Genomic DNA, 21,462 nt, shown 5'->3' on the forward strand with positions numbered 1-21,462 from the left:
GCAGAGCCCGGGCAGAGCCCGGGCAGAGCCCGGGCAGAGCCCGGGCAGAGCCCGGGCAGAGCCCGGGCAGAGCCCGGGCAGAGCCCGGGCAGAACGGTCCAGCAAGAGGGCCCGGCGCAGAGACCAGGCAGGAAGGCCTGTCTGAGAGGCCCGGCAGCGTGTCCGGATAGAGAGGCCACGCATAGAAAGGCCACGCAGACAGAGGACGCGCAGAGTGACCGGGCAGCCGGAGTGGGCGAGGCGGACGGGCTGAGCGGAGAAGGCCGGGCACGGCAGACCCCAGGGTGGGGGGAGGGCATTGCCGGGTGGGGAAAGTGAAAGCTGGTGGATTCGCAGCTAACTTTCAGGAAGCGACACCTACGATTACCGCTCATGGACGACGAATTGGCGCTCGGGAGCATTGAGACCCAGGTCGCGATGCTGATCCGGCTCGGCGAGGCCACCCGGCGGAGTTCGCCGCGACCGCATCGGGCCCTGGACCGGGCGGCCTATGTGATTTTGCGGTTGCTGAAGGAGTCGGGGCCGCAGAACATCTCGGCTGTCGCCCATCGGCTCAATCTTGACGGGTCGACGGTGACGCGGCAGGTCGGGGCTATGCATCGGGATGCGCTGGTGGAGCGGAGTGCCGATCCCGATGATGGGCGGGGCACGGTTATCGCTGCCACCGCGGAGGGGCTCGCGCAGGTGGAGGCCGTCAGTAAGGCGCGCCGGGAGTTGTATGACGTCGTGCTCAAGGATTGGACGGGGCAGGAGCGCAGGGATCTGGCCACGGTGCTGGAGCGCTTCACCCGTGACATGGACAGCTACATCAAGGGACGTGGCCCCCAATAAAGCGGCCCCAATAAGGCGGCCCCGATAAAGCGGCCCCCATGAAGCGGCCCCGGAGAGGAAATCCGGGGCCGCTTCACCATGTGGCAGCGGGTCAGGTTGAGGAGCCGACGGCGTCCGGTGTGGTGCGGGCGTTTTCGAGGCGGGGGTCGCCTTCGTCGGCGAAGTAGTCGTCGAGCCGGGTGCCGTCGACGCCGTCCGGGGTTTTGAGGGCTCGCAGGATCAGGGTGGCGATGACCGCTACGACGAGGTTGACCAGGACGGCGATGAAGCCGACGTAGATGGTCCGGGGTGTGTCGAAGCCGAAGTCGGACAGCGGGAACGCCGAGCCGCCGAAGTGCTTACGGCCCGTGGCGGCGTTCGGGATGCTGTAGAGCATCCACATGCCGAGACCCATTCCCGCGACCCAGCCCGCCATCAGGCCGCCGCGGTGGAACCAGCGGGTGAACAGTCCCAGGCCGACGGACGGTGCGGTCTGCAGGATGATGATGCCGCCGATGAGTTGCAGGTCGATGGAGAACTGCGGGTCGAGGAAGATGATGAACGCGACCGCGCCGACCTTGACGACGAGCGACGCGATTTTGGAGACGGTTGCTTCCTGGGCGGGGGTGGCGTCGCGGCGGAAGTATTCCTTGTAGATGTTGCGGGTGAACAGGTTGGCAGCGGCGATCGACATGATGGCGGCCGGGACGAGGGCGCCGATGCCGATGGCGGCGAAGGCGACACCCGCGAACCAGGACGGGAATTGCTGGTCGAAAAGCAGCGGCACGACGGTGTTGCTGTCGACACTGCCCGCTTTGGCGCCGGGCAGTGGCTTCACTCCGGCTGAGATGGCCATATAACCCAGAAGAGCGATCAACCCCAGCAGGAAACTGTACGCGGGTAGCGCCGACATGTTCCTTTTGATCACGTTGCGGCTCTTGCTGGCGAGCACCCCGGTGATGCTGTGCGGGTACAGGAACAGCGCGAGCGCGGAGCCCAGGGCCAGCGTGATGTATTGGAGCTGGTTGTTGGTGTTGAGGGTGATGCCGTCGCCGGGCGCCGGGCTGGCGGCGAACTTCGCGGAGGCGTCGTCGAAGATCGTGCCCCAGCCGCCGAGCTTGTACGGCAGGTACAGCACCGCGACGATGATCACGATGTAGATCAGGGTGTCCTTGACGAAGGCGATCAGCGCGGGCGCGCGCAGCCCCGACTGATACGTGTACGCCGCCAGGATCGCGAACGCCACGATGATCGGTGCGTGCCGGGCGAGGGCGCTGTCCCCGGTGACGCCCATGGTCTTGAGCACGGCTTCGATGCCGACGAGCTGGAGCGCGATGTACGGCATGGTCGCCACGATGCCGGTGATCGCGACGAGCAGCGCGAGGGTCGGCGAGCCGAAGCGGGTCCGGACGAAGTCGGCGGGCGTGACGAAGCCGTGCCGGTGTGACACCGACCAGAGCCGGATGAGGATCAGGAAGAAGATCGGGTAGACGATGATCGTGTACGGGACGGCGAAGAACCCGGCCGCGCCCGCCCCGAAGATCAGCGCGGGGACCGCCACGAACGTGTACGCGGTGTAGAGGTCGCCACCGACGAGGAACCAGGTGATCCAGCCGCCGAAGCTGCGGCCGCCCAGCCCCCATTCGTCCAGGTGGGCCATGTCCTTGGGCGCGCGCCACTTGGCCGCCACGAACCCCATGCCGCTGACCAGCAGGAACAGGATCGAGAAGACGACGATCTCGACAATGTGGTCACTCATCGCCGGCCTCCGAGGGGGAAGTGGAAGCAGCCGGGGACGGGGAACCAGCGCGGCGGTGGGTCATCTGGTAGACGATCGACGTGGTGGTGACGCCGATGAGGATGAACGCGAACTGCAGCCAGTAGAACGCGGGAAAGCCCCACAGCCGCGGGGAGTCCATGTTGTAGAGCGGCGTCAGCAACGGCACCGCGATGGGGATTATGAGCAGCCAGTTCCAGGGGCTGCGGTCACTGCGTGGCACCGATCTCGGCTCTGTCATGGCGATACCTCCCGTTGGCCGGAAATGTCACCGGGGTAATCACGGCCATCGGCCGGAGGTTACCGAGACGTTTCCCACGCGAGTCGTAGCGGAGATCGGGCTGCGCCGAACGGCAAAAGCGGTGCGCCGAACGGCACACCGCCTCGCCAACAAGCCAAGAAGCCAAGACCTCAGAAACGGGAAGACCTCAGAAGCGAGGGCCCCAGAGACCAGCCGCCACCGTACGCGTGAGCGACGCCTTCTCGTCATCCCCGTCGAGCGACCACATCATCGCCCCGCCGAGTCCCTGGCTCCGGATGTACGCCGTCTTCTGCAGGATCTGCGCGGGATCGTCGTACGTCCAGAACGTGGTGCCGTCCGAGATCCACGAGTGCCCGGCCCGCCAGTCGCGATGCACCGTGAACCCCGCAGCGGGCAGCGTCTTGAGCACCTTGTAGTCCTCGGTCCCGACCGCGAACGTGCCGGGCGCGCCACCGGTGCCGGGAGCGAAGAGACCACCGGTAGAGGTCCAGCCCTGGCCGTAGTAGGGGATGCCGAGCACCAGATGGTCGGACGGCGCCCCGCGCGAACGCCAGGTGTTGATCGCGACCTCGATGGAGAAGTCCGGGTTGTCGGGAGCGCCCGCCGGGACCCGCAACGCTGACTGCTGGTTGGTGACGGCCTCCCACGACCCGTGGAAGTCGTAGCCCTGCACCGTACCGAAATCGAGGTATTTGAAGATCTTGCGGGCCTCGAAACCGGCGTCGATCTTCGCCGGGGCGGCCGGGAGGAACGCGGTCAGGTCGTAGTGCTTACGGGTGCCGCGGCCGAGGGCGTCGAGCTGCTTGCGGAACTCCGCGGCGAGCAGGGTGAAGTTGGTCCTGTCCTCGGGCCGGATGATGTTGCCGTCGTTGCCCGCGGAGCCCGGCCACTCCCAGTCGAGGTCGATGCCGTCGAAGATGCCGCTCGCGGCACCGGCGGCCACGCCCGGCAGGTTGCCCTTGAGCCACAGGTCGACGCAGGACGAGACGAGTTTCTTGCGGGAGGCGTCGGTGAGGGCAGCGTCCGAGAAGTACGCGGAGCCGCTCCACCCGCCCAGCGACATCAGCACCCGCAGGCCGGGGTGCTTGGCCTTGAGCTCGGCGAGCTGGTGGAGGTTGCCGGCGATCGGCTGGTCCGCGGTGTCGGCCACGCCGTCGACGCTGTGGTCGGCGGCGAACGGGACCTGCCAGTCGGCCCACGGGTCGGCCGAGTCGCAGACGCCGGCGGCGGTGACCGGGCCGAACGCGTAGTTGAGATGGGTCAGGCCGGCGGCGGCGCCGGATTTGTCCACCTTGGCCACGGGGAAGTCTCGGCCGTAGATGCCCCACTGGGTGAAGTAGCCGACCTTGACGTAGGAATGCTTGGCCGGAGAGCCGGATGACGCGTGAGCGATCCCGGGTGCGGCGGTGATACCGATCAGGACAGTCGCAGCGGCGGCGAGGCCGCGGCCGATGAACCCATGCATGAGCCCTCCAGGGGCGGAGCATTTAGTAAAGTTTCCTGCCTGAGGAAGCTAAACGTCCGCACCCGGGAGGGTCAAGACATCGGTCTATCGAAGGTGCGCCGTCTCGTTGACCGAGCGCACCGCGATGCCGCCGTCGGGCCACATGTCCATCGTGGAGACTCCGGCCGCGTCGAGGAACAGCCGGTGCAGGAACGCATCGCCGGCGGCGAGCGCGTCGCGCAGGATCAGCTTGATCGGTGAGACGTGCGAGACCACAACAATTGCGGACGAGGGGTACGCGGACTGCAGCGTCGCCAGCGCGCCCCGCACCCGCTTCGCCACCGCCTGGAACGACTCGCCGCCGGGGGGCGCGACGCTGGTCGAGTCGAGCCAGCGGTCCATCTCGGCGGGCCAGCGCTCGCGGACCTCGGCGAACGACAGGCCCTCCCAGTCGCCGAAGTCGCATTCGATCAGCTCCGGCATCACCGTCACGGGGACGTTGCCGAGCTGCGCGGAAATGTGCTCAGCGGTGCGCGTACACCTCTGCAGGGGTGAGGAGACGACGGCTGCGACGTCGCGGCTGATGCCGGCCACCCGCCCGGCCGCGGCCATGGCCTGGGCCTCGCCCTCGTCGGAGAGCGGCACGTCACCGCGCCCGGAGTAACGGCCCTGCTTGGTCAGCGCGGTCTCGCCGTGCCGGACCAGGATCAGCCGGGTGGCCTTGTCCAGCGACGGCGGGGCCCAGCTGCGGGGAGCAGCGGGGGTGGCGGAGGACGCAGGCAGCGAGATGTCCGAGACGGGCTTGCCTGCGGCCTCGTCCATCGCGCGGTTGGCCAGGGCGTCCGCGAGCTTGTTCTTCTCCCGCGGGATCCAGTCGAACGTGACCGCGGTGAAGCCGGCGACCAGCGTCGCGGCCTCGGCGGCGAGTGGGCGCAGGCCGGGGTTCTTGATCTGCCAGCGGCCGGACATCTGCTCGACGACGAGCTTGGAGTCCATCCGGACGTCGACCCGGGTGGCGCCCAGCTCGGCGGCGGCGCGCAGGCCCGCGATCAGCCCGGAGTACTCCGCGACGTTGTTCGTGGTGGTGCCGAGCGACGCGTACCGCTCGAGCAGCACGTCGCCGGTGGTGGCGTCGAGGACGACGGCGCCGTAACCGGCCGGGCCGGGGTTGCCCCGCGACCCGCCGTCCGCCTCGACCGCGACGCGCAGGTCGGTCACAGGCCCGACTCCTGCGTACGGATCATGATCCGGCGGCACTCCTCGCAGCGCACCACCTCGTCGGCCGGGGCGCCCTTGACCCGGTTCAGGTCGGCGCCGTACAGCTCGATCCGGCAGCCGCCGCAGCGGCCGGCGCGCACCAGGGCCGCGCCGAGACCGGTGTCCGCGCGGATCTTGTCGTAGAGCTGGACGAGGTCCTGAGGCAGGTCAGCGGCGAGCGGGGCCCGCGACTGGGTCTTGAACTCCTGCTCCTTGGTGATCTCGGCGGTGACCTCGTCACGCCGGGCCTCGGCCGCGGCGCGCCGTTCGATCGAGCCGGCGATCCGCTTCTTGATCTCGTTGAGGGTCTGCTCGGCGCCCTCGCGCTTCTCCATCAACTCGAGCTCCGCGTCCTCGAGCTCGGACTGGCGCCGGTTGAGCGTGGCCAGCTCGTGCTGCAGGCCCTCGATCTCGCGCAGCGCGCCGCCGGCGTTGAGCCGGGCCTGGTCGCGGTTCTTGCGGGTGCGGACCTGGTCGATGTCCTTCTCGAAGCGGGTGATGTCGCGGTCCAGGTCGTCGACGGCGACCTGGGCACGGACCCGCTCGTCCTCGAGCGCGGAGATCTCCCGCGAGACGGTCTCGATCTCGGACAGCTCCGGGAGGGACTTGCGGCGGTGCGCGAGCTGGTTGAGCGCGGTGTCGACGGCCTGCAGGTCGAGCAGGCGGCGCTGGGCGTCCGGGGCGGCCTTCACGGGTGGTTCTCCTTAGCTGAGCTTGCCGAGGGTTCACGGCTGAGCGAGTGCACGGTCCAGGGGTCGGTGTCGAGGTCGGAGACGAGCGCGGTGACCCCGAGCTGGGTACGCAGCCAGTCCGCGACCTCGTCCAGCCACGGCCGCTCGCTCGCCCAGTGGGCGACGTCGAGCAGGGCCGGGCCGCCGGCGGCGAGATGCTCGCTCGCCGGGTGATGGCGCAGGTCAGCGCAGAGATAAGCGTCGGCGCCCGCCGCTGCGGCGTCGCGCAGGAAGGAGTCGCCGGAGCCGCCGCTGACGGCGAGCGTGCGGATGACGCGGTCAGGGTCACCTGCCGCGCGTACACCCGCTGCGGTTGAGGGTAGTTGATCTGCCACGAAGGCCGTCAGCTCGGCGAGGGTGAGCGGCTCGGCCAGCTCTCCCACCCGCCCGATGCCGCGCCCGTCCTCCGAGGGGACGAGCGGGCGGGTCAGCACCAGGCCGAGCCGGGCCGCCAGAGCGTCCGAGACACCCGGGTTGGCGACGTCGGCGTTGGTGTGCGCGACGTAGAGCGCGACGTCCGCCTTGATCAGGCGGTGCACGATCCGGCCCTTGAACGTGTCCGGCGCGACCGACGAGACGCCCTTGAGCAGGAGCGGGTGGTGGGCGACGATCAGGTCCGCGCCGGCCTCGACCGCCTCCTCGACGGTCTCAGGCACGCAGTCGACGACGCACAGCACGGTGCGGACCGGGCGATCGAAGTCACCCAGGACGGGGCCCACCCTGTCCCACTGCTCGGCCCAGGCCCTCGGGTATCGGGCGTCGAGGGCGGCCACCACCTCACGGACGGTGGGCGGGGCAACGGCGGTATCGGTCACGGCCGCCAACTCTACCCAGGTTCAGGAACGGGCCCCTGGCTCGACTCGGTCTGCGGCCTGGAAGTGGGTCTGCAGGGCCTGGAGCGCACGCCGCCAGGGGAATTGGCTCCGGAAACGGTCGTTCTGTCCGGGTCCGCCCAGCCGGACGACGTCGTCACCGTGCAGCACCTGCACACCCCAGCTGCGCAGCTTGGCGATGCTGTCGTGCAGGGAAGGATGCATCGCCATGACCTTGTTCGTGTACGGCATGACGACGGTGGGGATGCCGAAGCCGTACCCCTCCACCAGCAGGCCGAGGACCAGGGTGTCGGTGATCCCGGCGGCCCACTTGTTGACGGTGTTCACCGTCGCGGGCGCCACGATCATCGCGTCGGCGGGCGGTAACACGTCGTGGTCGCCCGGATTCTTGTAGTAGCTGCGGACGACGTGCCCCGTCTGGGCACGCAGCGCCGCGGTGTCGACGAACTTGCGGCCGTCCGGCGTGGTGATCACGCAGACCTCCCAGCCGTCACGCTGGGCCAGGTCGACGAGCAACCCCACGTCCCGGGCGATCGGTGAGCCGCAGACCAGGATGTACAGAACGCCGGATCTCACGGCAGAACCCACCTCATACGCCGACTCCCATCTGCTCGGCCAGCTCCGCGATGGGGGCCGGCGGGGTGCCCCGGGTGCGTCTCAGCACGTCGGAGATGACCTCGTGGGCCAGTGGCCGGCAGCGGATCTCCGCCGGGGCGAGCCGGTCGCCCTCCAGCAGCATCTCGCTCGCCATCTCCACGTCGCCCAGCTGCGTGTAACCACGTGCGATGTCCAGGAAGTGATGTGCGCGACGTTCCGGGAGCATCGCCTGGAAACAGCTCTGGTTGATCGCGTTGTGCGTCTCGATCGCCTTGCCGCCGTCGCCGAGCTCGACCGCGGCCGCGGCCCGGTGCAGCTCCACGTTGGTCGGCCCGAAGGACGTCCAGTAGTAGTTGAAGTCCCCGCCCAGCGCGCCGGCTGCCTGCTCGGCACCGCTGACCAGGTCACGCACGGTGGCGCTGTCGCCGATCCGGGCAGCCGCCATCGCCCCGGTGAGCAGCAGCAACCCGTAGACGGACAACCGCTCCGGGGTGGCCGCCTCCGGGGTGGTCGGCGCGATCCGGTTGGCGATGTTGACGTTGACCTCGAGCGCCGAGCGGACCCGGCCGAGCGAGAGCAGCGCCATGCCGACCCGGTGGCTGGCCATCCCGGCGAGCAGCTGGTCACCGGCCCGCTGCGAGACCGCGATCGAGCGGTCCGCGGCCAGCCAGGACAGCTCGTGCTCGCCGACCTTGCGCAGCGCCGACGACGCGATCTGGTAGACCTGCCCGAGCAGGTGCGCGGCGTCGCGTGCCTCGTCACCGCCCGCGTGGGCGCTGTCGGCGGCCTGCGCGTCCCGGAGCAGCTGCGGAAGCTTGCGGGCCAGCACGCCGTACTTCGCGTGCTGGTATGTCAGCCAGGCGTGACTGACGGCCTTGCGCATCTCCGTCAGCGGTGGTGCCTGCGGGATGGGATGGAAGAACGCACTCATCTGGTCGTAGCGCTCGAGCGCGGCGCGGATCTCCTCGACCTCGACCTGATCGATGCAGTTGGGCGTGTCCGGACGTCGTTCCACGTCCTTGCCCAGCAGCAGCGTCACGTCGATGGCGAGAACGTCCGCGATCTCGTAGACGACGGAGAACTTGTCGAGCCGGCGGACGCCTCGTTCCACCTTGTCGACCCAGCTCTTGGATTTGCCCAACCTGTCCGCGAAGACCTGTTGGGACATTTTGCGACGGCCGCGCCAGTAGGCGACTCGGCGGCCGATCGGCAGCTCGTCCACGGTGCCTCCCCAAACTCATCCGGCGTCCCCCGCCGGCGAGCAACACGGTGTTTCAGGTGCAGTGTGGACCTCACTCGTCCGTGCTGGTCGCACAGGTTGTGTGATCGGCTGCTCACCGTGGCTCGTATTTTCTCATGCAACTTGCAAAGGGTGATCTGCCTCAACCAACGACGCGTGTCGAAGTAGGTAACGGCAGCCCCGCCTGGTATAGCGGCGGCGAGTTCCAACTCGGGGGTAAACCGATCATGCAGTGGAGCAACAGCCTCTTCGACCGGATCCGGCTGCGCAGAGCGGCGCTGCGGTACGCGGCGCACGGCTGGGCGGTCATACCCGGCGCGTACCTGGACGGTGAACGGTTCAGTTGTGGTCGCGCGGGCTGCCGGATCGCGGGGTGCCACCCCGCGATCGAGTCCTGGGAGAAGCAAGCAGGCACCGACGCAGCCCTGGTGGCGAGCTGGTGGCGGCACCGGCCCTGCACCGTGCTGCTGGCGACCGGTGGCGCCTTCGACGTGCTCGAGGTGCCCGCGGCCGTCGGCCTGCGCGTTCTCGGTGCGATCCGGCTGCATGCCGGGGTGATCGGCCCGGATCGGGGAGATCCGGGCGGTCCGGTCGCGGTCACCCCCTCGGGACGATGGATGTTCTTCGTACGCCCGGACGAGCCCCTGCGTCCCGAACTGTCGGCCTGTCTCGACGTCCTGCACCACACGACCGGCTCGTGGGTTCCGGCAGCTCCCAGCCGTACGCCCGAGGGCCCGGTCCGCTGGGCCGTCCACCCGCAGCAGCGCGGCTGGCAGCTGCCCCCTTCCGCCGCCGTGCAGGCCATGCTGGTCGCGGTGCTCGACGGGATGGGCAAGCGCCCTCTCAGACCCACCACGGTGACCGTGCCCCGCCAGATGTCCACCTCCCGAAGAGCCGCGTGATCTGTCGCCACGGGGAGCCGCCGGCCTGTCGCCACGGGGAGCCGCCGGCCTGTCGCCGCGGGGAGCCGCCGGCCTGTCGCCCCAGGGGGCAAAAAAGGACATGGGCCACCCACCGGCCGCCGGATCGTTGAGGCTGGTAGCGGGCGGTATTCGGGTCTGACCGGGGGAAGACATGTCACGAGACAAGCTATTGGGCTACTTTGCGGTAGTCGAGTCACTCTTTTGGGTGAACAACTCGTCACGCTACGCAGGCACACGCCCGTTGGGTAGTCGCCCTATCGGTTCGCGGCCTGCGGGTTCACGGCCACCCAAGACGCTGCGGCCGAAACCCGCTCGCTGAACCGGGCCGGAATTTGGCACGATCCGGCGCGTGCTTGTCATCAAAGAGACACCTGCCGGGAGCCCCGCCGCCACCACGATCGTGCGGTTGTACCTGACCGAGATGGTGGAGCGCTACCACGAGCGCCCCGCGACGGCGGCGGAGGTCGACGCGGCTTCGGACGATGATCCGGACGTGCTGCTGGTGGCGTTCGACGTACCCGTGGGCTCGGACGGCTCGGACGGCTCGGACGGCTCGGACGGCTCGGACGGCTCGGACGGCTCGGACGGCGCGCCGGTCGGGTGCGTCGGGCTGCGGCTCGCGGAGCCGTTCGTCGGCGAGGTCACCAAGGTGTACGTGCACCCGTCGGCGCGGCGGCGCGGGCTCGGACGGCGGCTACTGGCCGCGGTCGAGGACGCCGCTCTCGACCGCGGCCTGCGTACCCTGCGTCTGGACACCCGCTCGGACCTCGTCGAGGCCCGGGCGCTCTACGCCGCGATCGGCTTCCGGGAGATCCCGCCCCACCGGGATCTGCTCTACGCCGACCACTGGTACGCGAAGGACCTCGTTCAGGAGTAGACCTTCAACGACCACGAGCACCCCAGCCACGTGTCGATGGCGAAATACCCCTTCGACCCGCCCTCCCTCCCGGCGAGGACGACCGTGCCCTTGCCCGCGGACGAGTGCGCCTCCTCGTAGCTGTACGGCGTGCCGTTCCACGACACGTACAGGAACCCGTCGTCGTCGCACTTGTAGCTGACGATGGCCTCGTAGTCGCTGTTCGGCACGGTGATCCGGGGCCCGTTGAACTCGGTGTCCCCGGAGTACGAGGCGATCAGCTTCATGCTGGGATCGCTCGGCGCGGCAGCCGCCTGCGCCACGGCCGCGGACTCACCATCCGCGGCGGTCACCCGGCCGGCCGCGTTCGCGGAGGCGGCACCGAGGCCGAAGAGCCCGGCCAGAACGGCAATCGGGGTGATGTAACGGCGACGCTGACGGCGCATAGTCGAGACCCTTTCCGCGGGGGCAGGCACGGACTTGTTGATCGGCCCCCGCTCGGTGATCCTGAGTAGTTGTCCGACTACTATTAGTAGGGCCTTGCCAATTCAGCAAACTTCTTTGCGGTACGCACTCCACCGCGCCACCGTAGGGACATGACCTACGACGTGATCGTGATCGGCGGCGGCCCCGCCGGAGCCAGCGCCGCCGTCGCCCTCGGCCGGGCCCTGCGCTCGGTGCTCCTGGTGGACGCCGGACACCCCCGCAACGCCCCCGCCGACGGCATCCACAACTTCCTGACCCGCGACAACATCCCGCCCGCCGAGTTCCGCGCCCAGGCCCACGCGGAGGTGACCCGTTACGGCGGCTCGGTCATTTCGGGCACGGTCGCCTCCGCGACCCCCCGTTCCGTCACGCTTTCCGACGGGCGCACCTTCGAGGGACGCCGGCTGCTCGTCACCACCGGGCTCACCGACGAACTGCCGGAGATCCCCGGGCTGCGCGAGCAGTGGGGCCACGGCGTGATCCACTGCCCGTACTGCCACGGCTACGAGGTCCGCGGCCGGGCCATCGGCATCATCGGCACCTCACCGATGTCGCTGCACCAGGCCATGATGTGGCGCCAGTGGAGCGACGACATCACGTTCTTCCAGCACACCGCCGAGGCGGACGAGGCCGCACTGCTGCCCCTGCGGGCCCGCGGGGTCACGATCGTGACGGACAAGGTGGTCGAGGTCGTGAGCAACGGTCCCGCCCTTTCCGGGGTACGCCTCAGCGACGGCACACTGGTACGCCGGGACGCCCTCGTCGTGGCACCCCGGTTCCTCGCCAACGCCGAACCGCTCGCATCACTCGGCCTCGCCGCGGAACCCAACGACTTCGGCAGCAGCGTCCCCGCCGACCCCACCGGCCGCACCGCCGTCCCCGGCGTCTGGGTAGCCGGCAACGTCACCGACCAGATGGCCCAGGTGGTCAGCGCAGCCGCCGCCGGCCTCATGGTCGCCGCCGCCCTGAACATGGACCTGATCACCGAGGACACCGCTGCCGCCGTAGCCGCCTTTTCGCCCCCTTCCGAACAGGCTCAGTAAGCGGCGGCGGCCAGTCGGCGGCTTTGTCGGGCGCGGCTCGGTTGGGCGCTTTGTCGGGCGCGGCTTTGTCGGGCGCGGCTCGGTTGGGCGCTTTGTCGGGCGCGGCTTTGTCGGGCGCGCTTAGTTGGCGGCATGGTGGGGCATGGTTCAGTTGGCTGCGGCTAGTTCGCGGTAGGCGGCGATCACGGCGGCGGTGCGTTCGGCGAGTTCGGGGCCTGCGTTCGTGGTGGGCGTACCCGTGGCGGTGAGGCGGGAGATCGCCAGCTCCGCCTCCCGGGCGGTCTCGTGGACGCGCTGCTCGTGGATGAGGTTTTCGCCGGCCACGGCGGCGGCGTGGATGCTCGCCAGGATCCGGTTGGCGTCCGCGCCACTGACCTGCCACAGCTCCTCGACGCGGGTCCGCTGCTCGGCGAGGGCCATCGCGGCCGGGCTCTCCCCCGGCAGTCCGTGCCCGGCGGCGTCGTAGAGCTCGTCCCGGAGCCGGCGAATCTGCTGCCGTCGGGACAGGGTCGCCGCGAGCTCACCCAACGCGGCGGTCAGGCTCCGGTCCGCCTCGGCGGCGTCGACCATGTGGCGCAGGGCGGGCCAAGTCCTGCGTACCCGTCGAGCACTTGCCACCGCACGGCCGAAAGCCGCGCGCTCCTGCTCCGCATGCAGAACGAACGCGCCCTCTTCCCGCGGTAGCGCCAGCGTGCCGACCTTGGCCGCGCGCGCCTGCCGTGCCGTGACAAAAGCAACCAGCGCGAGCGACCCGGAAGCCGCAACCAGCCACGGCACATCAACAAGCGTCAGCACCGCACAAACCACCAGCAGCACCAGCGCCAGCTCGGAAGAGACCTTGATCCGCTGCTCCCGGCTACGCCCACTCGGCGTGCGCGGCACGACCTCGGTCACAGACCCGAATCGGTAACGCCGGGCGCGCCCGGTCCGCATCTTCAACGGGTACGCGGAGACGACGGTCTTCTCGTGATCAGCACCGATGTAAAGCTCACGATCCCGGGGAGCGGTCACGGCCACGCCCCTTCCGGTCTCGTCTGGTCTCGCCTCGTCTGGTCGCACTTCGACTGGTCGCACTTCGACTGGTCTCGCCTCGACTGGTCGCACTTCGACTGGTCGCACTTCGACTGGTCTCGCCTCGACTGGTCGCACTTCGACTGGTCTCACTTCGACTGGTCTCGCCTCGACTGGTCTCGCCTCGACTTGGTGACGGGAGCTGAGCGGGCCCGACCGCCGAGGGGGTTTACAGCCGGGCCCGCTCACCTGCGGAGCCGTCCGCAGATGCCTGAAGAATCGGGCGGCCACGCCCCGACCTGAGACAGCCCAGGGTGCAGCGCGGGTGCATCAAACTGTCTGCGTGGTCACCTTGCAGCACGTCTACTGGATCGGCGGCGGCTCCGGCGCAGGCAAATCAACCATCGCCCGCCGCATCGCCCACTCGTTCGGACTCCACCCCTACGCCACCGATGACGTAATGACCGACCACGCCACCCGCAGCAGTCCCACCGAGGCTCCACGGCTGCACGACTTCATGGCGATGGACATGGACGACCGCTGGCTCAACCGCACCCCGGAAACCATGCTCGAGACATTCCACTGGTACCGCGGCGAGGCCTTCCCGCTGATCACCGAAGACCTCGAGGCTCTCCCCGCGCAGCCACCGGTTCTGGCCGAGGGCTTCCGCCTACTCCCCCACCTGGTCAAACCCCTGCTCCCGGCACCCCACCACGCGGTCTGGCTCCTACCCACCCCCGACTTCCGCCGCGCCGCCTTCACCAGCCGCGGCTCCACCTGGCAGATAGCAGGCCGCACCTCAAACCCCGAGAAGGCCCTGGCGAACCTGCTCGCCCGCGACAAGATGTTCACCGAGCAACTCCGCACCGAAGCCCGCAGCCTGAATCTCCGCGTGATCGACGTGGACCCGGCCCTGCGGGAGAACGACCTCTTCAACCTGGTCACCGACGCCCTCGGCCTCGACCGGCTCCGCCCCTGACGACCGCACCGCCACTGTCCTCCCCGCCCTGGGGCCCGCTTGCCTCACCGGCTCAGGCGCTTACCTCACCGGCTCAGGCGCTTACCTGACCGGCTCGGGCGCTTACCTCACCGGCGGCTGCCGGTCACAGGCTCTCCTCGGCCGGGGCCGCGCCGGCCGCGGGATCCGGCCCACCCAGGTGTTTGCGCATCTGAATCGCGGTGGTCTCGTAGCCCTCCTGCTCGTACAGCGCCCGGGCCCCGCCATTTCCCCCGAACACGTTGAGCCCGATCGAAGCCACCCCCCGCGACCGGCAGAACTCCTCACCCGCCCGCATGATCGCCCGCCCGTAGCCGCGCCGCTGGAAGCGCTCACCCACCTCGAAGTCATAGATCCATGCCTTCGCCCCGCCAGCCCCCGGGGTGATGCTGTACCAGATCATGCCCACCGCGTCATCGCCGACGTAGGCCTGAAAGAAGTGCTGATCATCGGTCTGCATGCCGTGGGGCAAAATCCGCGCATAGTCCCGCGAGGCCTTCTCGACAGCGTCCTCCCACGACATGTCCCCGGACTCAGTGACCTGCTTCGCGTATCCCTCCTCGGCGGACTCGCGATACTGCGCGTATTGAACTTCGGTCATCGCTTCAAGCCGGATCTCTGCCACACCAGCGACCCTAACCGCCACCCCTGACAAACTCGACAACGTCCCGGGTCACCGGCCCGTACGCCTCCTGCGGCTCCGCGGACCACCCCGCAGCACCCCACGTGGCCAGCCGAAATATCGCGGCCCGAACCAGCAACTGCCCCCAGCCGGGCACATCCGCCCACCGCCGGGCCAGCCCGAAATCAAACCCGTGCCACACCATCGCATCAACAACAGCAACAGCCGACGCCCAAGCCGCCGGCCGCCAGTAAGCAGCCCAGTCGATAATCGCCGGCGGCAACCCCTCAGCAAAAAGAACATTCCCCAGCAGATCCGCATGCACAATCTGCTCCACCATCACCACCGGCACCCGAACCGCCAGCAACTCATCCAGCAAAACACTAGGCCGCCGGACAACCGTTTTCATTCCGTGCCCAACCGAGTCGACGGGTTCCCAGGCCAGCCACTCCCCGTTCCCCCACGGATTCCACCGCCTATCCAAAAAGGACGGCCGAGCAACTCCGGCCACCGCCGCATGGAACGCCTCCCCAGCCCGGACAACCTCCTCAACCCGCCGCTGATCAGGCTCCCCCGCCACAACCCTGGTCGCCTCCCACCCCTCCGCCACCCAATCACCGTCAGCCGCCCGCACCGGCCGCGCAACACGAAACTCCGACGACTCCGGCAACCCAGCCAGCACCCCAGCCCGCCACCGAACTTCCTCATCCCCCTCGGAAGGCTTCACAACAACATCCCCCACCCGCCACGTACCGCCCTTCCCTCCAACTAGCCGAACAGGCTCCCCCACAGCCCCGAACGCCCGCAGCACCGCTCTGGAAGGCCCAAGATCTTCACTCATTGCTCTATTGGAACCCACCGTCCCCACCTCCCCAACGCATTAAGAACCAGCCAACACAAAGCCGATCCAAACCAAACGGCTCGGTCATGCCGGCCAAGCTGAGCCAGCCCCGCCAAGCCCGGCCGGGGCGGGGCGGGGCTGGCAAGCCGAGCCGCGGCAAGCCGAGCCGGGGCGGGGCGATCAAACCGAGCCGAGACAGTCGGACCGGGTCGGAGCGGGTCGGGTCGGGGCGGAGCGGGGCGGAGCGGGGCGGGGCGGAGCGGGGCGGAGCGGGGCGGGGCGGAGCGGGGCAGAGCGGGTCGGAGCGGGGCGGGGCAGAGCGGGGCGGGGCAGAGCGGGGCGGGGCAGAGCAGGCCGGGCCGGGCCGGGCCGGGCCGGGCCGGGCCGGGCCTGCATCGGAGCGGGCCGGGTCGGAGCGGGCCGGATCAAGCCCGAACTAAGCCCGAGCACGGCCAAACCGAACCAAGCCAGGCCTGGCCAGGCCAGGCCAGACAAAGCGAGCCAGACCAAGCGCGGCCGAGCCGAGCAGGGCCGAGCCAAGCCGGGTTGAGGCCAGGTTGAGGCGGGCATGGCCGACCCGAGCGGGAACAGGGCGAAAGGGGCCAGGTTGGGCGCGGTCTAGCCGGACCAGGCGTAGCAAGGCCGCGCTGGGCCGGGCCAGACACGAGTGGTCCCGGACCTCACCCGGGCGGGTCGAGCGTGGCAGGGCAGGGCAGGGCCGGGCAGGGCCAGGCCAGGCCGGGCAGGGCCAGGCAGGGCCAGGCAGGGCCAGGCAGGGCCGGGCTGGGTGATGTCAGGGGCGTAGGGCGGCGGTGGTTGAGGCAGCTATTGCTGCGCAGATGACTAGGGAGGCGAAGGTCAGGACGGTGGTGGCGGGGCCTAGGGCGGTGATGAGGACGCCTGCTAGGAGGGGGGCTGCGGCGGCTATTGAGGTGGCCAGGACGATGATGACGCTGACTACTCGGCCTTGGAGGCGGTCGGGGGTTATTGCGGCTTGGTGGCCGAAGAGGGCGGCGTTGGTTGCTGGGCCGAGGAGGACTGCCAGGCCTAGGGGGACTGCTGCTGCGACGCTGTCGGTCACCAGGGCGCTGACTGACATCAGGAGGGCCGCTGTCCAGCAGACCGCTCGGATCAGGGCAGGTAAAGCCAGGCGGCGGTGCAGGGCTGGGGCGAGGACGGCGCCGAGGAGGCCGCCGATGCCGATGACGGTTTCGACGGTGCCGATGATGGCGGGGGCTTTGTGGTGGGCCTGCATCGTCACGATGATGGTGAAGATGATGCCGTGCAGGGCTAGGTTCAGCGGGGCGACGACCAGCACGATCGTGCGCAGGAACGGGTTGCCGACCACGAAGCTGAAGCCCTCCGCGAGTGCTGTCAGGTGGCCGGAGGTTTCGGCTTCGCGGTCCTCCTGCAGGGGACGGCGGACCATCAGGACGCCGACCATCGACGCGAGGAACGTGATGGCGTCGCCGAAGAACGGCAGCGCGTGCGCCACTCCGAATAGCAAGCCACCCAGCGGCGGTCCCGCGAGCGTGGTGCCGTATGCCCGCGCCTCGTTGCGCGCTACCGCCGTCGGTAGCTGCACGGACGGGACGATCGTGCGCAGCGATGAGTGCTCCGCCGTACCGAAGAAGGCGTTTCCCGCCGATGCCACCACGACCACCGCGACCACGAGCGCGAATGACGCCTGGTGGCGGAGCACCGCGAAGCCGAGGACCAGATAGGCGACCAGCCGCACCGCGTCGCAGACCAGCATGATCCGGCGCCGGTCGAACCGGTCGGCGAGCACTCCGGCGGGCAGGCGCGCCAACACCGTCACGACCAGTCCAATCGTGCCCACCAGGCCCGCACGGACGGGCGACTGGGTCAGCGCGAGGATGAGCAGCGGGACTGCCAGGCCGGAGACCGCCGTGCCGATGTCGGAGAGGGACTGGCTGACCCAGAGCAGGTTGAACTCCCGGTTGCGCCACAGGGTTGCGGTCGCATCGGCCATCCATCGACTCTCGCCGTTGGGATCGGGTCTGTACAGACCGGCGGACAGGTCGGTGAAAGACGAGCGCGCGGGCGGTGGGCGGCGACGCGGTGCTTCCTGGTGACAGCTCGGGGAGTCGCTGAACGCCGCCGGCTCCGGTGCAGACGGGTACGGCGAGGGCGCTGTGTGCGTACACCAAAGGTTGGTGATCTTTTGCATGTCGTTGGGTTTGGGGCTCTTGACGTGATGGGTTGTCGCTAGCCTTCCGCGGATGGACATCCGTGCCGCAATCGCCGACGAGCGTCGCCGTATCGCCGATCTGCTCGATTCGCTGCAGCCGGATCAGCTCCGCGCAGCCAGCCTCTGCGGTGACTGGACCGTGCAGGAGGTTGCCGGGCATCTGCTTGCCGCGCTGGGCAAACCGGACCTGCGTCTGCTCGTGTCGAGCGGGTTCAACCTGCACAAATGGAACTCGCGCGTGGCGGTGCAGACGGCGGATCGCCCAGTGGCCGAACTCGCGCAGGCGCTGCGCGACAACGCCTACAACGACTTCAAGCCGCCGGTGGTGGGATATCCGGGGCAGCTGACCGATCTGCAGGTGCACGGCCAGGACATGCGACGCCCGCTCGGTCTGCCTCATGGTCTGCTGCTCGACCGGTTGAAGGTGTCGCTGGAGTTCATGGTCAGTGGGAAGGCGTTCGGTTTCGCGCCGAGGCGTCGCCTGGCGGGGCTGCGATTCGAGGCTTCTGATCTCAACTGGTTCTCCGGGACGGGTCCGTTGGTCGCGGGGCCGGCAGAGGCGCTGCTCATGGCCATGTGTGGCAGACGTGCGGTGCTTTCCGAACTGGACGGCCCCGGCGTGCGAATCCTCAGCAGCCGCGTCAAGTGATCTCGCGCGCTCCGGCGATCTGGTGCTTCCCGCAGATCTGGGGCGCCTGGGCGGATCATCGTGTCTTGCCGCCCGTCCATTGTGGCTCGGCGTGAAGACTTTTGCAGCCCTTCGGCGGCCTTCGTCAGGTGTCTGACAGGACACGCCGGGGAGTCGGACACGCCCGGGAAAAACTGTCGGTGGGGCGCCATACGGTCGCTGCATGAACGACATCGAGCACGCGTCGGAGCACGACCGGCGCCCGCACACCATGCTGGAACGGCACCTGACCGTCGGTGCCCACACCTACCAGATCACCGCCACCGGGACGGGAGAAGAGCAGGTCAGCCTCGTGCTGGCCGGCTGGGATCCCGACGGCAAGGTGGTGAGCCAGATCAGCGGAGGGATCTCACCGCACGATCTGCCCGCCGTGGCCGACGCGCTGACGTCGACCCTGGCCGGTCTGGCCGCTCTCCGCGTCCAACGCAAGCAGGCCAAGGCCACGGTGGTGACGGACAAGCCAAGGCGCTATCCCAACCGGGGCGCCCGCTGGTCCGACACGGATGACGATCGCCTCCTCGCACTCTTCCGGGAGGGCGCGACCGAGCGAGCTCTGATGGAGGAGTTCGGCCGCAGTCGCGGCGGCATCCGGGCCCGGCTGGAAAGCCTGGGCGAGCTCGAGTCGGACACCGGCTCGGTCTACCGCGAGCGAGACGGCCGCCGGGAGAGGGAAGCCCCTCCCGACGGGGAGACCACTCGCGACGGAGACGCGCTACCGGAACGGGACGAGTCTGCCGGGCAGGAGTTGGAGGTAACGGCCGGGGCCAACTGACAAGACGTGCAGGGCCGGCTGGGTGTGCCGGTCGGCCCTGCACCTGGACGCCCTGCACCCGGACGCTATGCACCCGGACGCTATGCACCCGGACGCTATGCAGCTGGACGCTATGCAGGTGGACGCCTGGCAGCTGGTAGTCGACACCTGGCCGGGATGACCGCCGCGGTGAGTGATGTGCCGGCGCTGCCGGCGTACTCACGGTGGGTGGTCTGTGGAGTATCGAGGCGCTGCGGGCCGGGTCGGGCGATAGGTTGCGGCTCTGTTCCGGGTGGATGGAGGAGATATGGCTGAGCTGATCGCTGACTTGTTCGTGTCGATCGACGGGTTCGCCCGCGGGGTCGAGGTGGGGCCCTATTTCGGGTACGGCGGGGATGAGCTGGACGCCTGGATCACGCGGGAGGTCGGGCGGCCGCAGGTTCTGGTGATGGGACGGGTGACCTATGAACTCATGGCGGGGCTCTCGGCCACGGCTACGGACACGAACAGCGTGCGGACGAACGAGACACCCAAGGTCGTTGTCTCGCGTACGTTGCACGAGCCGCTCGACTGGCAGAACACCCGCCTGGTCAGGGATCTCGCCGACGGGATCGGGGCACTCAAGCGGGAATCCGATGTCCCGCTGCGGACGATCGGGAGCCTTTCGCTCGTGCGGGGGCTCGTGGAGCTCGGCCTGGTCGACCGGCTGAGGGTGATGGTCTTCCCGATGATGGTGGGCGACGACGGCCGCGAGCTCGCGTTCGACGGGTTCGCCCGCGGCGGGTTCGAGCTTGCCGGGACGGAGGTGCTGGATTCACGAATCGTGCTGCTCGAATACCGGCCGGCCGTGCGCTAGCGGAACTCGTGGACGACCTTGATCTCACCGACGATGTGATCGTTGAACTCGTCGAGTTCCTCGGCCGGAACCCAGAGTTCGAGAATCGTCGACCCACCCGCCTGACGCACGGGGTAGCGGGCAGCGAACGCCGCGTCCAGCTCGAACCGGGTCACGTAGCCCACGCCCGAGGCCGGCACGTTCCAGTCCCGCGCGATCTTGATGGCGTAGTCCTCGTTGAGAACTGGATAAAAGATCGGCTGGTCCGGCAATCGCGGGGGCCAGCGCCGCCACCCCGTAGCCCGCACAAGCTCGAGCTCCGTCGGCCCGGTAGGCCGCCACAAGGTCAACACCGGCACGTCCAGATCCCCATCCACCGCGCGAGTCTCCCAGAACCCCCACCCCACGTCCGCCAAATATCCACCGGCCACGAGAGACCCTTCATCTTCAAGGACGGTGTCGACTGAGACCGAAATTGAGACCACTGCGGTGCGGCGAACGCTGGCACCGGCCGGAGCAGCGGCGACGACGACGACCTACGTTGATCGGCTTCGCTTGGTAGCACAAAAGTATGACCGTCAAGCTGAGCATCAGCGTTCCCGGCGACGTAGCCGCTTTCTTACAAGCCCAGGGCAACGCCTCCGCCGCCGTGACCGAAGCTGTCCGCCAAGTACCCCCGAGGCTCGGCGCGCACGCCAACGCAGTGCCGCCGTGGCCTACGGGGAATACCTACGGCAGCGCACTGCGGATCAAGCCGGCGCAGACGCCACCCTGATCGAGAGCAGCAACGACATCGCACTCCGGGACGCTCAGTGGTAAACCGCGGTCAGATCTGGACGCTGCTGCGCGGCAGTAGTCAACACCGTGTCCTGATCATCAGCAACGACGAATACAACGCCGTCGAGAAATTGGCCGTATGGGCCCTCACCGTCGTGCAGGACGTCCCGCACCCAAACCAGCTGGCAGTCCGCCTCAGCCCACTCGACCCCCTGAGCGGAGCATTCGTCCGGATCCACAGCATTGTCCAGATCCTTGACCACAGCGCCATCCGCGACAACCACGGCTTTGTCTCCCACGACACAATGAACATCGTGGAAGCCCAATTCCGAGAATTCCTGGACCTGCCCTAATAAGCCAGAATCCCAGGCCTGCAGACGAGAACGCGCCCGACCCAACGCCGTTCGAGCGAAGCGAAGACCACCCAGCCCCAACGCAGCGCGACCACCCCAACGCAGCGCGACCAATC

Annotated in this window: 23 protein-coding genes; 9 read left to right on the top strand and 14 right to left on the bottom strand. The window is 68.9% G+C overall.

The features are described 5' to 3' along the window. Positions 1-372: 372 nt before the first annotated feature. Positions 373-831: a MarR family winged helix-turn-helix transcriptional regulator gene (locus Ahu01nite_RS03775; protein WP_203834959.1), complete on the top strand. Its 459-nt coding sequence runs from the start codon at positions 373-375 to the stop codon at positions 829-831. A gap of 91 nt (positions 832-922) precedes the next feature. On the opposite strand, the gene mctP is transcribed toward Ahu01nite_RS03775, so the two are convergent. From mctP to Ahu01nite_RS03815, 8 genes are all read right to left on the bottom strand, one after another. Continuing rightward, on the bottom strand, positions 923-2,569 hold the full coding sequence (gene mctP, locus Ahu01nite_RS03780) for a monocarboxylate uptake permease MctP (protein ID WP_203834960.1): 1,647 nt from the start codon (positions 2,567-2,569) through the stop codon (positions 923-925). Further along, on the bottom strand, positions 2,562-2,828 hold the full coding sequence (locus Ahu01nite_RS03785) for a DUF3311 domain-containing protein (protein WP_203834961.1): 267 nt from the start codon (positions 2,826-2,828) through the stop codon (positions 2,562-2,564). Before Ahu01nite_RS03785 ends, mctP begins: the two co-directional genes overlap by 8 nt. 187 nt (positions 2,829-3,015) lie before the next feature. Then, entirely contained in the window at positions 3,016-4,314 is a 1,299-nt protein-coding gene (locus Ahu01nite_RS03790) for a glycoside hydrolase family 18 protein (protein ID WP_203834962.1), read from the bottom strand. Between the two features lie 84 nt (positions 4,315-4,398). Then, a complete protein-coding gene (locus Ahu01nite_RS03795; RefSeq protein ID WP_203834981.1) occupies positions 4,399-5,502 on the bottom strand; it encodes a bifunctional RNase H/acid phosphatase in 1,104 nt (367 codons plus the stop codon). A gap of 5 nt (positions 5,503-5,507) precedes the next feature. Further along, entirely contained in the window at positions 5,508-6,242 is a 735-nt protein-coding gene (locus tag Ahu01nite_RS03800) for a zinc ribbon domain-containing protein (protein ID WP_203834963.1), read from the bottom strand. After that, on the bottom strand, positions 6,239-7,096 hold the full coding sequence (locus Ahu01nite_RS03805) for a Nif3-like dinuclear metal center hexameric protein (RefSeq protein ID WP_203834964.1): 858 nt from the start codon (positions 7,094-7,096) through the stop codon (positions 6,239-6,241). Before Ahu01nite_RS03805 ends, Ahu01nite_RS03800 begins: the two co-directional genes overlap by 4 nt. A gap of 21 nt (positions 7,097-7,117) precedes the next feature. After that, positions 7,118-7,690: a flavoprotein gene (locus Ahu01nite_RS03810; protein ID WP_203834965.1), complete on the bottom strand. Its 573-nt coding sequence runs from the start codon at positions 7,688-7,690 to the stop codon at positions 7,118-7,120. A gap of 13 nt (positions 7,691-7,703) precedes the next feature. Then, positions 7,704-8,933: a helix-turn-helix domain-containing protein gene (locus tag Ahu01nite_RS03815; RefSeq protein WP_203834966.1), complete on the bottom strand. Its 1,230-nt coding sequence runs from the start codon at positions 8,931-8,933 to the stop codon at positions 7,704-7,706. A gap of 245 nt (positions 8,934-9,178) precedes the next feature. Between Ahu01nite_RS03815 and Ahu01nite_RS03820 the strand changes: the two genes are divergently transcribed. Both Ahu01nite_RS03820 and Ahu01nite_RS03825 read left to right on the top strand, forming a co-directional pair. Next, a complete protein-coding gene (locus Ahu01nite_RS03820; protein ID WP_203834967.1) occupies positions 9,179-9,853 on the top strand; it encodes a bifunctional DNA primase/polymerase in 675 nt (224 codons plus the stop codon). 370 nt (positions 9,854-10,223) lie between these two features. Then, positions 10,224-10,751 carry a GNAT family N-acetyltransferase gene (locus Ahu01nite_RS03825; RefSeq protein ID WP_203834968.1) on the top strand — a complete coding sequence of 176 codons (528 nt, stop codon included), beginning with the start codon at positions 10,224-10,226 and terminating at the stop codon, positions 10,749-10,751. Here the strand turns inward: Ahu01nite_RS03825 and Ahu01nite_RS03830 are convergent. Next, positions 10,742-11,176: a hypothetical protein gene (locus Ahu01nite_RS03830; protein WP_203834969.1), complete on the bottom strand. Its 435-nt coding sequence runs from the start codon at positions 11,174-11,176 to the stop codon at positions 10,742-10,744. The genes Ahu01nite_RS03825 and Ahu01nite_RS03830 overlap by 10 nt on opposite strands. Before the next feature lie 150 nt (positions 11,177-11,326). Between Ahu01nite_RS03830 and Ahu01nite_RS03835 the strand changes: the two genes are divergently transcribed. Continuing rightward, positions 11,327-12,259: an NAD(P)/FAD-dependent oxidoreductase gene (locus tag Ahu01nite_RS03835; RefSeq protein WP_203834970.1), complete on the top strand. Its 933-nt coding sequence runs from the start codon at positions 11,327-11,329 to the stop codon at positions 12,257-12,259. Between the two features lie 147 nt (positions 12,260-12,406). On the opposite strand, the gene Ahu01nite_RS03840 is transcribed toward Ahu01nite_RS03835, so the two are convergent. After that, positions 12,407-13,270, bottom strand: a complete 864-nt coding sequence (locus Ahu01nite_RS03840) for a hypothetical protein (protein ID WP_203834971.1) — start codon at positions 13,268-13,270, stop codon at positions 12,407-12,409. A 343-nt stretch (positions 13,271-13,613) separates the two neighbouring features. Between Ahu01nite_RS03840 and Ahu01nite_RS03845 the strand changes: the two genes are divergently transcribed. Next, on the top strand, positions 13,614-14,249 hold the full coding sequence (locus Ahu01nite_RS03845; RefSeq protein WP_203834972.1) for a hypothetical protein: 636 nt from the start codon (positions 13,614-13,616) through the stop codon (positions 14,247-14,249). 124 nt (positions 14,250-14,373) lie between these two features. Here Ahu01nite_RS03845 and Ahu01nite_RS03850 read toward each other — a convergent pair whose 3' ends face one another. The 3 genes from Ahu01nite_RS03850 to Ahu01nite_RS03860 form a co-directional block, all read right to left on the bottom strand. After that, entirely contained in the window at positions 14,374-14,892 is a 519-nt protein-coding gene (locus Ahu01nite_RS03850) for a GNAT family N-acetyltransferase (protein WP_203834973.1), read from the bottom strand. Between the two features lie 10 nt (positions 14,893-14,902). After that, complete coding sequence (locus tag Ahu01nite_RS03855) at positions 14,903-15,730, bottom strand: TIGR02569 family protein (protein WP_203834974.1); 828 nt, start codon at positions 15,728-15,730, stop codon at positions 14,903-14,905. Positions 15,731-16,523: 793 nt separating this feature from the next. Continuing rightward, positions 16,524-17,723, bottom strand: a complete 1,200-nt coding sequence (locus Ahu01nite_RS03860; RefSeq protein ID WP_203834975.1) for an MFS transporter — start codon at positions 17,721-17,723, stop codon at positions 16,524-16,526. 250 nt (positions 17,724-17,973) lie between these two features. Between Ahu01nite_RS03860 and Ahu01nite_RS03865 the strand changes: the two genes are divergently transcribed. The 3 genes from Ahu01nite_RS03865 (at position 17,974) to Ahu01nite_RS03875 (ending at position 20,237) form a co-directional block, all read left to right on the top strand. After that, positions 17,974-18,591 carry a maleylpyruvate isomerase family mycothiol-dependent enzyme gene (locus Ahu01nite_RS03865; RefSeq protein WP_203834976.1) on the top strand — a complete coding sequence of 206 codons (618 nt, stop codon included), beginning with the start codon at positions 17,974-17,976 and terminating at the stop codon, positions 18,589-18,591. Positions 18,592-18,793: 202 nt separating this feature from the next. After that, positions 18,794-19,402 (top strand): hypothetical protein, encoded by a 609-nt coding sequence (locus tag Ahu01nite_RS03870; protein ID WP_203834977.1) that lies wholly within the window; start codon positions 18,794-18,796, stop codon positions 19,400-19,402. A 286-nt stretch (positions 19,403-19,688) separates the two neighbouring features. Next, a complete protein-coding gene (locus tag Ahu01nite_RS03875) occupies positions 19,689-20,237 on the top strand; it encodes a dihydrofolate reductase family protein (protein WP_203834978.1) in 549 nt (182 codons plus the stop codon). On the opposite strand, the gene Ahu01nite_RS03880 is transcribed toward Ahu01nite_RS03875, so the two are convergent. Further along, entirely contained in the window at positions 20,234-20,575 is a 342-nt protein-coding gene (locus Ahu01nite_RS03880; protein ID WP_203834979.1) for a hypothetical protein, read from the bottom strand. The two genes, Ahu01nite_RS03875 and Ahu01nite_RS03880, sit on opposite strands and share 4 nt — an antisense overlap. Before the next feature lie 453 nt (positions 20,576-21,028). Between Ahu01nite_RS03880 and Ahu01nite_RS51760 the strand changes: the two genes are divergently transcribed. Beyond that, the gene (locus Ahu01nite_RS51760; protein WP_344571694.1) at positions 21,029-21,346 is read left to right on the top strand and encodes a type II toxin-antitoxin system PemK/MazF family toxin; all 318 of its coding nucleotides are present in this window, start codon (positions 21,029-21,031) and stop codon (positions 21,344-21,346) included. Positions 21,347-21,462: the final 116 nt, after the last annotated feature.

Source organism: Winogradskya humida (genome assembly GCF_016862215.1).
Lineage (GTDB): Bacteria > Actinomycetota > Actinomycetes > Mycobacteriales > Micromonosporaceae > Actinoplanes > Actinoplanes humidus.

Coding starts and splice junctions, on each gene's coding strand:
- Ahu01nite_RS03785 (WP_203834961.1), bottom strand. CDS start 2,828: ATGACAGAGCCGAGATCGGTGCCACGCAGTGACCGCAGCCCCTGGAAC.
- Ahu01nite_RS03835 (WP_203834970.1), top strand. CDS start 11,327: ATGACCTACGACGTGATCGTGATCGGCGGCGGCCCCGCCGGAGCCAGC.
- Ahu01nite_RS03820 (WP_203834967.1), top strand. CDS start 9,179: ATGCAGTGGAGCAACAGCCTCTTCGACCGGATCCGGCTGCGCAGAGCG.
- Ahu01nite_RS03865 (WP_203834976.1), top strand. CDS start 17,974: ATGGACATCCGTGCCGCAATCGCCGACGAGCGTCGCCGTATCGCCGAT.
- Ahu01nite_RS03830 (WP_203834969.1), bottom strand. CDS start 11,176: ATGCGCCGTCAGCGTCGCCGTTACATCACCCCGATTGCCGTTCTGGCC.
- Ahu01nite_RS03870 (WP_203834977.1), top strand. CDS start 18,794: ATGAACGACATCGAGCACGCGTCGGAGCACGACCGGCGCCCGCACACC.
- Ahu01nite_RS03790 (WP_203834962.1), bottom strand. CDS start 4,314: ATGCATGGGTTCATCGGCCGCGGCCTCGCCGCCGCTGCGACTGTCCTG.
- Ahu01nite_RS03775 (WP_203834959.1), top strand. CDS start 373: ATGGACGACGAATTGGCGCTCGGGAGCATTGAGACCCAGGTCGCGATG.
- Ahu01nite_RS03860 (WP_203834975.1), bottom strand. CDS start 17,723: ATGGCCGATGCGACCGCAACCCTGTGGCGCAACCGGGAGTTCAACCTG.
- Ahu01nite_RS03875 (WP_203834978.1), top strand. CDS start 19,689: ATGGCTGAGCTGATCGCTGACTTGTTCGTGTCGATCGACGGGTTCGCC.
- Ahu01nite_RS03855 (WP_203834974.1), bottom strand. CDS start 15,730: ATGAGTGAAGATCTTGGGCCTTCCAGAGCGGTGCTGCGGGCGTTCGGG.
- mctP (WP_203834960.1), bottom strand. CDS start 2,569: ATGAGTGACCACATTGTCGAGATCGTCGTCTTCTCGATCCTGTTCCTG.